11 protein-coding genes are annotated in these 12,256 nt (G+C 57.5%); 6 read left to right on the top strand and 5 right to left on the bottom strand.

The window, feature by feature from the left end:
• Positions 1-39: 39 nt before the first annotated feature.
• Both lpdA and ACRCJM_RS03145 read right to left on the bottom strand, forming a co-directional pair.
• Positions 40-1,434, bottom strand: coding sequence for a dihydrolipoyl dehydrogenase (lpdA, locus tag ACRCJM_RS03150; protein ID WP_431463771.1), 1,395 nt, complete (start codon positions 1,432-1,434; stop codon positions 40-42).
• 177 nt (positions 1,435-1,611) lie between these two features.
• Entirely contained in the window at positions 1,612-3,126 is a 1,515-nt protein-coding gene (locus ACRCJM_RS03145; protein WP_431463770.1) for a leucyl aminopeptidase, read from the bottom strand.
• A gap of 294 nt (positions 3,127-3,420) precedes the next feature.
• On the opposite strand from ACRCJM_RS03145, the gene ACRCJM_RS03140 reads away from it, so the two are divergent.
• From ACRCJM_RS03140 to ACRCJM_RS03130, 3 genes are all read left to right on the top strand, one after another.
• A complete protein-coding gene (locus ACRCJM_RS03140; RefSeq protein WP_431463769.1) occupies positions 3,421-4,386 on the top strand; it encodes a proteasome assembly chaperone family protein in 966 nt (321 codons plus the stop codon).
• A 221-nt stretch (positions 4,387-4,607) separates the two neighbouring features.
• Entirely contained in the window at positions 4,608-6,014 is a 1,407-nt protein-coding gene (locus ACRCJM_RS03135) for a DUF4192 family protein (RefSeq protein ID WP_431463768.1), read from the top strand.
• 188 nt (positions 6,015-6,202) lie between these two features.
• Positions 6,203-7,603 carry an RNA polymerase sigma factor gene (locus tag ACRCJM_RS03130; protein WP_272878322.1) on the top strand — a complete coding sequence of 467 codons (1,401 nt, stop codon included), beginning with the start codon at positions 6,203-6,205 and terminating at the stop codon, positions 7,601-7,603.
• Between the two features lie 124 nt (positions 7,604-7,727).
• Here ACRCJM_RS03130 and ACRCJM_RS03125 read toward each other — a convergent pair whose 3' ends face one another.
• Positions 7,728-8,231 (bottom strand): Rv3235 family protein, encoded by a 504-nt coding sequence (locus ACRCJM_RS03125; RefSeq protein ID WP_237223063.1) that lies wholly within the window; start codon positions 8,229-8,231, stop codon positions 7,728-7,730.
• 20 nt (positions 8,232-8,251) lie between these two features.
• Positions 8,252-9,001 (bottom strand): LysM peptidoglycan-binding domain-containing protein, encoded by a 750-nt coding sequence (locus ACRCJM_RS03120; RefSeq protein ID WP_237198443.1) that lies wholly within the window; start codon positions 8,999-9,001, stop codon positions 8,252-8,254.
• A gap of 212 nt (positions 9,002-9,213) precedes the next feature.
• Between ACRCJM_RS03120 and ACRCJM_RS03115 the strand changes: the two genes are divergently transcribed.
• Positions 9,214-9,771 (top strand): hypothetical protein, encoded by a 558-nt coding sequence (locus tag ACRCJM_RS03115; RefSeq protein ID WP_237207165.1) that lies wholly within the window; start codon positions 9,214-9,216, stop codon positions 9,769-9,771.
• A gap of 10 nt (positions 9,772-9,781) precedes the next feature.
• Here ACRCJM_RS03115 and ACRCJM_RS03110 read toward each other — a convergent pair whose 3' ends face one another.
• A complete protein-coding gene (locus ACRCJM_RS03110) occupies positions 9,782-10,012 on the bottom strand; it encodes a helix-turn-helix domain-containing protein (protein ID WP_135011335.1) in 231 nt (76 codons plus the stop codon).
• A 213-nt stretch (positions 10,013-10,225) separates the two neighbouring features.
• Here ACRCJM_RS03110 and ACRCJM_RS03105 point away from each other — a divergent pair, with 213 nt between their 5' ends.
• Positions 10,226-10,873, top strand: coding sequence for an SAF domain-containing protein (locus tag ACRCJM_RS03105; protein ID WP_431463767.1), 648 nt, complete (start codon positions 10,226-10,228; stop codon positions 10,871-10,873).
• Entirely contained in the window at positions 10,873-12,255 is a 1,383-nt protein-coding gene (locus ACRCJM_RS03100; protein WP_431463766.1) for an AAA family ATPase, read from the top strand. The genes ACRCJM_RS03105 and ACRCJM_RS03100 overlap by 1 nt, the downstream gene beginning before the upstream one ends.
• Position 12,256: the final 1 nt, after the last annotated feature.

The raw sequence follows: 12,256 nt of genomic DNA, 5'->3' as shown, positions 1-12,256 counted from the left end.
AACCAGGGTCAGGGCCAGCGCCTACCGCAGGGGCTTGTCTTAGCCGTGCAGGGGTGCGCCTGCCAGAGCCATTGCAGCCTCGCCCAGGGATTCGTTCTGGGTGGGGTGGGCGTGGATGAACTGGGCGACGTCCTCGGGGAAGGCCTCCCAGACAACCCACATCTGGGCCTCACCAATCTGTTCGCCCATGCGCTTACCAACAGCGTGAACGCCGATGATGGGGCCGTTCTTCTCGCGGACGACCTTGACCAGACCGCCGGTGCCCAGGATGGAGGACTTGCCGTTGCCAGCCAGGTTGTACTCAGCAACCTCAACGTTTTCCTTGCCGAACTTCTCTTCAGCCTTGGGCTGGGAGTAGCCGATGGAGGCGATCTCAGGCTCGCAGAAGGTGACCTTGGGGATGTTGATGTCTTCAACAACCTGGGGGTTGAGGCCTGCGATTTCTTCGGCGACGAAGCGGCCCTGCTGGTAGCCGCGGTGGGCCAGCTGGACGCCGGGGACGATGTCGCCGATAGCGTAGATGTTGCCAACGCCGGTGTGCAGGCGCTCGTTGGTGATAACGAAGCCGCGGTCCATGGTCAGGCCCTGCTCGTCGTAGCCAAAGCCCTCGGTGTTGGGGCCACGGCCGACAGCAACAAGAACGATGTCTGCCTCGAAGACGGTGCCGTCTTCAAGGGTGACCTTGGTGCCGTTGGCGTCCTGTTCAACGGTCTTGAAGAACTTGCCCAGTGAGGACTTGATGCCGCGCTTCTTGAATTCGCGCTCAACGACCTTGATGATGGAGGGGTCTTCGTTGGGGACCAGGTGGGGCAGGCCCTCGATGATGGTGACCTCTACGCCCATGGAGTTCCACATGGAGGCGAACTCGGAGCCGATGACGCCGCCGCCCAGAACGATAGCGCTCTTGGGCAGGTAGTCCATCTGCAGGGCTTCGGTGGAGGTGAGCACGCGGTCACGAATCTCGATGCCGAAAGTCTTGGAGACAGAACCGGATGCCAGGATGATGTGCTTGCCCTTGTATTCGGTGCCAGCGACGGTGATGGTGTCCTTGCCGGTGAGCTTGCCTTCGCCCTCGATAACGGTGACCTTCTTCATCTTGAGAAGGCCGGTCAGGCCCTTGAACTTGCCGGCGACGATGCCGTCCTTGTAGTCACGAACCTTAGCCATGTCGATGGACTCGAGGGTGGTGTTTACACCGTACTTTGAAGCGTGCTGAGCCTCAGAAGCGAGTTCTGCAGCGTGCAGGTAAGCCTTGGTGGGGATGCAACCGGTGTGCAGGCAGGTGCCGCCCAGGTTGCTCTTTTCGATCAGACCTACGGTGAAGCCCAGCTGTACCGCGCGCAGAGCTGCGGAGTAACCGGCGCTACCGCCACCGAGGATGAGGATATCGAATTCTGTTGTTGCCGAGTCGGCCACGTTGACGCTCCCTTGCATGGGTCGCGGAGGCCTAAGCCCCCTTATGTACTGTCGTTTTCTAGCTTATCCCTTGAATGCGTCCGCCTGCCACTATTGGCAGGTGTTTTATTGCTCGGGTGGGCATGATTACACCCCGTTACCTGCTAGAACGCGGGCAACGGGGTGCAAATGTAAAAGTTCCCTGGAAAGTAAGGTTTAGGCGTAGGCCTCGATGAACTTAATCAGGGTGGCGATGGAGTGGCCGGTGCCTTCCTTAGGAGTAAAGCCGTAGGGGCCTTCCTCGTTGAAGGAGGGGCCTGCGAAGTCCAGGTGGGCCCAGGGAATCTTTGCGCCGTCCTTTTCGCCCACGAATTCTTCGAGGAACTGGCCTGCTACCAGCATGCCACCGTAGCGGGAGCCGATGTTCTGCAGATCGGCGACGGGGGACTTGAGGCTCTTGCGCAGGTGCTCGGGCATGGGCATGGGCCAGTAGTCTTCGCCGGCTTCGGTAGCTGCTTCAACAACCTGTTGGCGGACGGTATCGTTGCCCATGACTGCTGCGGTGCGCACTCCCAGGGCGATGAGCTGGGCACCGGTCAGGGTTGCGATGTCGAGAAGGACGTCGGGCTCACCCTCGGATGCCAGGGCCAGGCCGTCTGCCATGACCAGGCGGCCTTCGGCGTCGGTATTCATGACTTCAACGGTGTGACCGCTGCGCATGGTCAGCACATCTTCGGGGCGAATGGAGTTGCCACCGGGCATGTTCTCGGCCAGGCAGAGGTAGCCGTGTACGGCAACCGGCAGGTTGAGCTCAGAAGCTGCTGCCACGACGTTGAGGACGGTTGCGGCACCTGCCATGTCGGACTTCATGGTGGTCATGGATCCGGCGGGCTTGAGCGAAATGCCACCGGTGTCGAAGGTGATGCCCTTGCCCACAATGGCGACGGTCTTTTCGGCCTTTTCGGGAGTGTACTTGACCTCTACCAGGCGGGGCTTGCGCTCTGACCCCTGGCCGACACCCGCGATGCCGCCGAAGCCTTCGGCGACCAGTTCTTCGTAGTCCCAGACCTTGGTTTCAACATTTTCAAGGCCCTCTACGCGGGCAAGGGCACGCTCTGCGAAGGTTTCGGGGTAGAGATGGGAGGGTGGAGTGTTGACCAGGCGGCGGGTATGGTCAACGGCCTCACCCAGAATGAGAGCCCGAGTCAGGGCACCTTCTGCCTCAGCGGGGGCTACATCGGTGACAATGAGAACCTCGGCGACGGGAGCCTTGACCGAATCGGCAGTCTTAGCCCGCAGCTGGGTATCGGCAAAAGCGCCGTAGGCGGCGCCTTCTGCGATAGCTGCTACTTCTTCAACGGACTCTGCGCCAAGGGCGAGGGCTACGGTTTCTACACCGGCAAGCTGGCGGACGGCTGAGCCCGCTGCGTAGCGCAGGGCAACACGGTGGGCAGCGGCGTCTTCCTTCTGAGAGCCTAGGCCGATGAGGGCAACGACGTCGGCGCCCGCCTCGTCGAAGCCGGGAAGCCGAACGAGCTCGTCCTGCCCGCCGCTGACGCCCAAATCTTCCAAAATAGCCTCAAGGCCCTCGGCGGTTTCGGCATCGAGGGGGTTAGCGGCCAGTGAGGGGCCTTCCTTGCCGGAATACACACCGAGCACCAGCACATCGGCCTCAAGGGCTTCAAGGTCGGGGGCGGTTGCAGAGAATGACAGATCGTGAGAATCGCTCACAGAAATCTCCCTTCGCAGTAGATATAAGAGGGGCAGCCGCGCTCTAGGGCAACTGCAGTATCGTCTATAAGCCTAGGCCTAAAAGCCCCGCGAATGTAATCTGCGCAACGCCCCTTACGGCTAAATCACCGTAGAGCGAACAGGCAGAGGGGGCAGGGTGAGAATTACGGCCTTGGAAGGAATAGTTCTGCATATTCCAAGCGTTATACCTGCGACATTAGGCTACACAGTGGCTACACCCTGGAGTACTATAGAGACTCACAGAAGACGGGAAGAAAGAAGGGGGCTAGGAAGATGACGCAGGAAGATCGGCTGTATATAGCTCACGCCGGGGCGTTTGAAAACGACCGATTGAGAGGTCTGCCCCTCGTCATTGCCCTCTCGCACCCCCAGGACGCCGGTGGTACCGCGGGGCACCTGGGTGAAGTGCTTCTGCATGAACTTGATAATGTGCCGGTCATCGAGTTTGATGCTGACCGCCTGCATGACTACCGGTCACGCAAGCCCCGCATTACCTTCAAAAAAGACCACTACACCAACCCCGTACTTCCCGAACTCAAGCTGTACGCGGTAGAAGACCGCCTGGGCAAGCCTTTCTTGTTGCTGACCGGTGCTGAGCCCGATTTGCTGTGGCAGCGGTTTACAGCCGATGTGGTGGATATTGCCCAGCGTCTTGAGGTATCGGTAGCCCTGTCTGTGACCGGTTTCCCCATGCCGGTGCCGCATACCCGCCCTATCCCTGTGACGGCGCACGGGTCTCGTAAGGACCTGACGGTCGGTATTTCCTCCTTCCAGCCCGAGGCTCTGGTGCCGGGGTCGGTATCGAGCCTGCTGGAGGTGCGCCTGACCGAGGCCGGCATTGGAACGGCCGGTTTCGCAGTGAACGTGCCGCAGTACCTGTCGGAGTCGGAGCTGCCCCAGACCGCTCTTGTCGCTATGGAGCACCTGTCGCTGGCCGCTAAGCTGAGCCTGCCCTCGGATCGCCTGCGTGAGCTGTCTGAGAATGTTCAGCTACAGATTGACGAGCAGGCTAGCGCTAGCCCTGAAATTCAGATGATGATTCAGCGCCTCGAAGAGTCCTATGACGCGAACGCCGCCCAGGGGTTCGGTAGTCTCCCCCTCTCTGAGCGTGCCGCTGGTCGGGTACCGAGCCGGGATGAAATCGGTGATGAGGTAGAGGCCTTTTTGGCTCAGCTCGACCATAACACTCGGGATGCGGACGGCGACGGCCCCCGCGGCCTGGGCCCCTCCGGTTCCTAAACCGGCCCGGGCCGGGCTCCGCGGTGAAGCTACCTGTGGAAACCCGCTTTAAGAGCGTCATAGATGCGTCACAGGTTCACCGATTTATGGGAAGCATGCGCTCCGTAAGGGCTTGATTATTTCTTTTGACATGGGCGGACGCCGGGTGCCCGGTGGATGGAGAATATCCACAGATCTGGTTGAGCTCGTCTTAGGTACTCTTCTCTATCAGCCTGGTAGGTATGACAGAGATTCACCACACCCCAGAAGAGCCCACCGTTGCCTACCTCAGCTCGGAGCGTGACGTCCTTGCCCTTGCCCTGCACCTTTTAGGCTACTGGCCTGAAAAGTCCATTATGCTCTTGGCCCTGAGCAACGGGGGGGCAGGGCCCCTGCTACGCGTTGATATGCCGGAGGTTTCCGACGTAGCCCCGGACGATTTTCTCACCTACCTCTTCGACACTTTCCCTACCCACACCCCTACCGGTGACCCTATTACCAGTGCCTTCTTACTGCTCTTTTCAGAGGGGGCAGCTTCAGGAGAGGTGGATGTCTCGACTGAAAGAACTTTCCTCGACGCAGCCCAGCTCTACACACAGGCAGCGCCAATCCACGCAACGAGCCACGGGTTGAACCTACTCGATGTACTTGCTGTTGGGCAGGAAGCCTACTGGGCTGTAAATCCGGCTGAGGGGAAGCTGGCGCCCGCAGGTTTCTTAGAAGAGGTGCTCACAAGCCCGCTGTATACCGAACTGGTAGCTCGGGGGTCGCTTGTTGCGGGCAATTCCCATGAAGCGCAGGTACTAAAGAGCCGCACAGCACTGGAAACTGCGGACCCTGAAAGCCAAGAACACTGGCAGGTTTATGCAGAAGCCTATAACGCCTTCTACATAGAAGAGAAGCAAAAACAAAGCCCCCAAGAAGCCCACCAAATCGCTGCTGAACTAGAGCTGTGGGAGCAGGCTATAAGTGCTGTCTCGTCTTTATTTGATGGGGCGAATGGCGGTAAGGGACTATACGCCGGGACGCTAGCCGACACTATACGAGCTGAGGTGATTCCCGATGCTGCCGGCTTCCTTATCGCTTCTCTCGATAGCTTTGCTACCCTTCAGCTCGTGATTTTTCAGGCCTGCCGTACTCTCCAGGACTCCCTAGCAGCGCTGAAGGCTCTAGAAGAAGGCAGCGAAGAATTGGGGCTGAATAAGCTGCCCGCAGGCGATAGAGTTCTGCCTCTACCGTCGACTCTGCACCGTTATAGGCTTGACCATCTCAGTCAGCCTGAATCGTGTGTACGCGAGCAGATAAACAATGTGGAAGATAGCCTGAAAGAGATGGCCGAAACCATCTTTGGTGTAGTCCCCACCCCACCAGACTGGAGACGCCTGGAAGCTTTGGGTTACCTTGCAGCGGTGATGGAAAGTTCCGCTACAGGAAAAGCCGAGGCTGCCCTGCTGGCCACACAATCATGGATAAGGTGGATGCGAGGAAGCTCCACAGAGGCTTTCCATCTGCTGGAAGCTATCGATACCACCTATCGTGATGGGGGCTCTCTACCTCTGAACTATCTCTTGAGCGTCAGCGCCTTCCCTGCCTGGCTTACTCTGCCCGGTGGAGCCCCAGAGACCTACGTGACCAAGAACAGCAGATAAGCGGCCGTGCCTTCTTCGCTAGAAAACCTAAAACATGTCATACTTGACTATTGACCCCGCTCTAAGTGTCTCTCAAAAATACAGCTTTCTATCGGGAATATAAGCCCCCACCCGGGCGTTATACTCTCCGAAAGATACCCTGGAAACTGTATTGTGTGAATTGATCACTTGACAGGGTCTTAGGTGTTTTGACCGCGAACACCGCATCACACTCGCTACGGTCAACTAGCTCAGAAAGGTTTTCTGTGTCACCAGCCGCACGCAAGAAAGCAGCCAGCGAAACCGCTGCAACCAAAGCCACCGCTAAAAAAACCTCAACTCGCGCCAAAGCAAAAAAGGCTGACGAGGCAGCAGACGCCGTAGAAGCAGACGACGAAGAAAGCGCCGCACCTCAGCGAGCCCCTAAGAAGACCGCAGCTAAGAAGGCTGCCCCCAAGAAGAGCCGCAAGGCTAAGGACGAGGGCGACGATTTCGCCAACGACGATATCGACCTGGACGACGAAGATCTCGACGCCGACGACATCGAAGATGTCGATGAAGATGACGACGAAGACGAGGCAGATTCTGTCACCAAGGAAGAGAAGAAAGAGGCCGAAGCTGTAGCAGCTAAGGGTTCTGGCTTCGTCCTGACCAACAACGATGAAGACGATGCCCCCGCCGTCCGCGTTGTGACCCCCGGTGCTACCGCAGACCCCGTCAAGGACTACCTCAAGCAGATCGGTAAGGTTGCCCTGCTGAACGCTGAGCAGGAAGTCGACCTAGCTATGCGTATTGAGGCCGGCCTCTACGCCGAGCACAAGCTCAAAGAGAACCCCGATATGGACCCGCAGCTCAAGAAGGAACTGCGCTGGGTAATTCACGATGGCCGTCGCGCCAAGAACCACCTGCTGGAAGCCAACCTGCGTCTGGTGGTCTCCCTGGCCAAGCGCTACACCGGCCGCGGTATGCTCTTCCTCGACCTGATTCAGGAAGGTAACCTGGGCCTGATTCGTGCTGTTGAGAAGTTCGACTACTCAAAGGGCTTCAAGTTCTCAACCTACGCAACCTGGTGGATCCGTCAGGCTATCACCCGTGCAATGGCTGACCAGGCCCGCACCATCCGCATCCCCGTGCACATGGTTGAAGTTATCAACAAGCTGGCCCGCGTCCAGCGTCAGATGCTGCAGGATCTGGGTCGCGAACCCACCCCTGAAGAGCTCGCTAAGGAACTCGATATGACCCCTGAAAAGGTCATCGAGGTTCAGAAGTACGGCCGTGAGCCGATCTCCCTGCACACTCCTCTGGGCGAGGACGGCGACTCTGAGTTTGGCGACCTGATTGAGGACTCCGAAGCAGTAGTACCTGCCGATGCTGTCTCATTCACCCTGCTCCAGGAGCAGCTGCACTCGGTGCTTGATACCCTCTCTGAGCGCGAAGCAGGCGTGGTTGCTATGCGCTTTGGTATGACCGACGGTCAGCCCAAGACCCTTGATGAAATCGGCAAGGTCTACGGCGTTACCCGCGAACGTATCCGCCAGATTGAATCAAAGACTATGTCTAAGCTCCGTCACCCCAGCCGTTCTCAGGTTCTGCGTGACTACCTAGACTAAAAACCGAACTGCTGTAGTTTCGGTACAGGCGGGTGCCCTTGAGCCTTCTAGCTCGAGGGACACCCGCCTTTTTGATGGGGTGGGTTGGCATAAGAGAAGGTGGGAGTTGCTAAATATCTGGGAGTTATGCGATGGCGAGGGTGGCGATTTTCCAGTTGCCCCGTTTGCGTTCTGCCCGTAGAGCTACGGCCCGGGTGCGGACGTCGTCGGTCACCAGCAAACTCATTTCATAGGCAGTCTCAGCAACTTTCTGGACGATGATACGTCGCGGGCGGATTACAGCAGGCGGCTTGCTGGGGTAAGGGGCCTGGGGGTAATGACGCTGTCGGTAGCGAATGGCGGCTTTTGCCTGTTCAAGCTGCTTTTCTAGGGTGCGGTAGCAGCCGGCTGTCATCCAGGGAGCTAGATGGTGCTGAGGCCTGCGCCCCATGAAAACTTCGATGGCAGCGGTACCAATGCGAACCCCCAGTTGCTCAAGGGCCTGCTCTTCTTGATCGATAAAGGAGAGGCTGACAGCGGGTTCTGCTGGCTGACCCTTTTCAAAGTAGGGTGCATATTTTTCGGCGTATTCGGTAGCTTCGACGATGATGTATTTGCGGTCATCACGTTCTGGGAAAGCGGTTTTCATGGTGTGCTCCTTTGCAAAACCTAGTGGGGTAGGGTAATCGTCTGACCTGGGAAAATCAGGGTGTCCAGGGTGGGAATGGTCTTTTGGTTGAGTTGCCAGATAGTGTGCACGAGCGCTAGCACTTCAGCGCCTGAAGCATCGGGGGCCAGGTGGTCTTCTGCGATACTCCATAGCGAGTCGCCCGGGGCTACGGTATAGGTGGTAGCTGCTACGTCTTCTGAAAAGTCCGGCTGCACGCGGGTGCCACCCCCGAAGAGGGGTGAAATGGGCTGGTAGCTCTTTGTCGTAACGGGAAGAACCTTCACTGTTGCTCGTTCCTGGGTTTGTTCTGGGGAAAAGAGGGGCGAAGTAGCAGAGGCTAGGGTGGAGTCAGCTGATAATGCCTCGACGTCGTGGTTAATTTGAGAAGCCTGAGGGAATAGGGGTGAGTTTGTCTCGCTGTTGTGAACTCTAGCTGTTACCGAGATAGCTTGCTCAGAGGGTAGGGCATAGGCCTGGGTGGGGGCCAAAGCTCCCAGACCTAAAGAAGCTCCCGCAAGTGTTTTGAGGAGTCCCGGGGCCCATACCGGAAGTTGTATGTGCAGGGGAGAACGTCGGGCGCGAGCTAGGGCGCTGTAGTAGAAGACTAAACCAGCTAGCCACCAGAGGGCGATGCAGAGACAAAGCAGGCCAGCGATAGCGCAGACTAGCAGGCTCATCCAGGTGCCCGGGCTACGAGAAGTGATTCCTAGGTCTTGATTCCCTTCGCTCAGAAGTGAGTGAAGTAGCATGCCTGAGGCGCCAGCTCCGCCCAGTGCTAGGAGGGGAATTAGATTGGCTGTACATAGGGCAAAAAATCGCGATGCCACTTCTTTCACCTCAAATCATGTCATTTGATGTAGTTTGATGATTTATGCATCATATTACTTCCCTTTGCGATGGATTCAAGAGGCTTGTAGCAAATTTTTTCAATAAATTTTCCTTGGCGGGGTATCCTCAGTGCATGGCACACCTAGATTTGCTCTTCCGCGATTACGAAATCCAGATGGAAGCACAAAAACACCGAGATTACGAGGCAGATGCTCGCGAGCTCCGCCAGATAGAGCTTTCTCGCGTCACCGTGGCCGACCGTTTGGCAGCCCAGCTTGGGCAGCTGCTGACTATTCACGGGTCTACTGGAGATATTTGGCGGGGGAGACTGGAGACTTTGGGGCTGGGGTGGCTTCAGCTAGAAACGGACGCCGGCGGCCTCATTCTTCCGCTTGCGCACCTTCTTTACTGGGAAGGTGGAAACCACCAGGCCGTGGGCGAAGCTCATGAAGTGTCTCGCAAACTCACGCTGGGATCTGCCCTACGGGCCCTCAGCGCTGCCCAACGTGATATCCATATTTATCATGCAGGAGGAACCGGTCTCACCAGTGCAGGTAAAGTGTGGGCAGTTGGTGCTGACTACTGTGAAATCGTGGGGCAGCAGGCACACAAAGAGGACGCCCGCGGAACTCGGGGAGCTCCACGCTGCGTCCTCTTCACCTCAATTGCCGCTATCAGGGTAGCGGGATAAACAGTCTGTTTTAGGAGATATCGGCTCGTTCGGCCTGCTCGGCCCGAATGGCTTCTTCGGTCATCGCATAGCGCTCGCTGATATATGCTTCGAGCATGCTCTTTTCAACCCGCCACTGGTTTCTGCCGCCAATCTGGATGGCCTTCAGTTCCCCTGAGCGTACCAGGGCGCGAGTTTGGCTGGGGGATATATTGAGAATTTCACCGACGTCGGTCAGGGTGAGAAAGCGCTGTTCAACCATGTCTGGTTCCTTCTGAAACGGGGGAGTAGGTGGGGGGATCCTTTGCTTTAGTTTAGTGCATTTTGAACTACCTTGATAGAAGAAGCAAGGCCTGTGGATAACTTGCTTGATTTTGCGTAACCTTGGTCAAAAATACGTGCAATCTTTGAAATTGATGTTCTGATTAGGGAAACTGCTGTCAACGAGGAAAACTTCCTGACTCAAAGAGGTGTCATGATGGCTCAAGAAAATCTTGCTCCCCGTTTCAGAAAGCCGGGGTTCCGCGACCCTAAGCTACTGGCGGGCGTCCTAATTATTCTTCTCTCGGTTCTGGGCGTCGTCGGCCTTATCCGAGCTACCAACCAGACTCAGCCCTACTATGTTGCCAGTAAAGATATCGGTATCGGCGAAAAAATTACCACCGATAACGTGACAACTGCCCAGGTCAAGCTAGATGAATCAGCAGGTCTCTACCTTTCGGCGGAGCAAGTAATCGCTGACGGGTCGGTAGCTACCCGTCCGCTAGCTGCGGGGGAGCTTCTCTCACCCCGGTCGCTGTCCACCGAGGTAAGCGACGGGCGCAGGCTCGTTACCCTGCTACTTGATCAGTACGCGGTAGCCGAATATGTTCCTGGCAATCGGGTCGATATTTGGGTTGCCTACAAAACAGAGGGGGCCAACTCGTACGGTGATCCCGTGGTCATCGCAGAATCAGCCGAGGTGCATTCTGTAACGGCCCAAGAATCTGTGATTGGAGGAACCGGCCGTTCGGCTGTTGAGTTGTGGGTAAACCAGGACGTCCTGCCCACAGTCCTCGGTGCCACCAGCAAGGGAGCGGTCATCAGCCTGGTTCCGTCGGCCTACGCACCGGGAGGGAACTAATGCAGGTTCCTATCGTTGTTGTTGGCGATGAGGGCGGACGTTTCGTTTCAGCCATTGAGTCTCAACGTGGCCAGGTGAGCGTGGTCAGGCACGTGCACGATATCGGTGAAATGCTGGGACTTGCCCAAAGCGGCCTTGCCCGCGCTGTGCTGATCGTGACCGGGGGAGAAGAACTCACCCTTTCCATGGTTAAATCTCTGCACCACCTTGAGGTGGCAGTGTGTCTTGTCAATGACCAGGGAACCCAGCCACCTATAGAAGGCATCCACCCGATTGATTCTCTAGCCGATACCGCAGAGATCGTTAGCGAGATCGAAAAGGCCGTCGATACCCTGCTGAATTCAGAGCAGACCGGTGAGCAGGCCAACCAGGCTCAGCACGAGGAGCCTGCCCTCTCTGCCCCGGCTCAAAGTCACCCCACAAGGGGTGACGAAAAGCAGGACGCTCCTGCCCCCTCACCTGCGGAAGGGAAGATAGTAGCGGTGTGGGGCCCCTACGGTTCCCCTGGACGCACTACCGTGGCCATCAACCTGGCAGCAGCCTACGCAGAAACAGGGTACTCGGTTTGCTTGGTGGACGCAGATACCTACGGGGCGTCCGTGGGAGCTGTTCTAGGCCTTACTGATGACTACTCAAGCCTCGCCCAACTCTGCCACCACGCAGACCGTGGAGGCATAACCCAGCAACAGCTCAAAGAACTTACCCACACCGTCTCGCACCGCTCCCACTACTTCGACATCATCACCGGCATCAACCGACCAGATCGCTGGGTAGAGGTACGCTCAAACGCTCTCGACCTCGTACTCGATACACTGGTTTCAACATACGACCTGGTAGTTATCGATACCTCTTTCTGCCTTGAAGAAGACCCAGCCCTAAGCTTTGACGGTTTGACTCCCCAACGAAACGACGCAACCCTGACCAGCCTGGCGCGAGCTGACCACCTGATAGCTCTTGGCCTAGCAGACCTTGTGGGCGTACCGCGTCTTATCAAAGCCTACGACACCCTTAGCCAGGTACTTGGGCCAGCCCTTGATCAAAGAATCAGCATTGTCTTCAACCGCGTCCGCACCGAGGCCCTAGGCCCATCTGCCCAGGCAGCCCTCGAACACTCCTGGGAGCGATTCGGCCCCAGCCTGCCCATAGCAGCCCAGCTACCAGAAGACAGCCCAAGCGCTGATAAAGCCCGCCTAGCAGGAACAACAATTCTTGAAGTAGCCCCACAAACAGAACTGGCCCGCCAGCTACAGGCGCTCGCCGACACCAGCCGAAATACCCTAGGGATCGGAAAACCTGCCCCATCACTAGCGCCCCCTCCGAGCCCGAGCATGGTAGAAAAGAAGAAGCCCTGGGTGCGATTTACCCGCCGCCCCCGCTCCTAAC

Origin of the sequence: Rothia sp. L_38, from assembly GCF_050689125.1 — a bacterium.
GTDB lineage: Bacteria > Actinomycetota > Actinomycetes > Actinomycetales > Micrococcaceae > Rothia.
This window is presented reverse-complemented; position numbering and strand designations above follow the sequence as displayed.

Excerpts from the sequence above, each read along its gene's own strand:
- ACRCJM_RS03110 (WP_135011335.1), bottom strand. The coding sequence starts at position 10,012 with ATGGTTGAACAGCGCTTTCTCACCCTGACCGACGTCGGTGAAATTCTC.
- ACRCJM_RS03120 (WP_237198443.1), bottom strand. The coding sequence starts at position 9,001 with ATGCTACTTCACTCACTTCTGAGCGAAGGGAATCAAGACCTAGGAATC.
- lpdA (WP_431463771.1), bottom strand. The coding sequence starts at position 1,434 with ATGCAAGGGAGCGTCAACGTGGCCGACTCGGCAACAACAGAATTCGAT.
- ACRCJM_RS03135 (WP_431463768.1), top strand. The coding sequence starts at position 4,608 with ATGACAGAGATTCACCACACCCCAGAAGAGCCCACCGTTGCCTACCTC.
- ACRCJM_RS03100 (WP_431463766.1), top strand. The coding sequence starts at position 10,873 with ATGCAGGTTCCTATCGTTGTTGTTGGCGATGAGGGCGGACGTTTCGTT.
- ACRCJM_RS03140 (WP_431463769.1), top strand. The coding sequence starts at position 3,421 with ATGACGCAGGAAGATCGGCTGTATATAGCTCACGCCGGGGCGTTTGAA.
- ACRCJM_RS03125 (WP_237223063.1), bottom strand. The coding sequence starts at position 8,231 with ATGAAAACCGCTTTCCCAGAACGTGATGACCGCAAATACATCATCGTC.
- ACRCJM_RS03105 (WP_431463767.1), top strand. The coding sequence starts at position 10,226 with ATGATGGCTCAAGAAAATCTTGCTCCCCGTTTCAGAAAGCCGGGGTTC.
- ACRCJM_RS03115 (WP_237207165.1), top strand. The coding sequence starts at position 9,214 with ATGGCACACCTAGATTTGCTCTTCCGCGATTACGAAATCCAGATGGAA.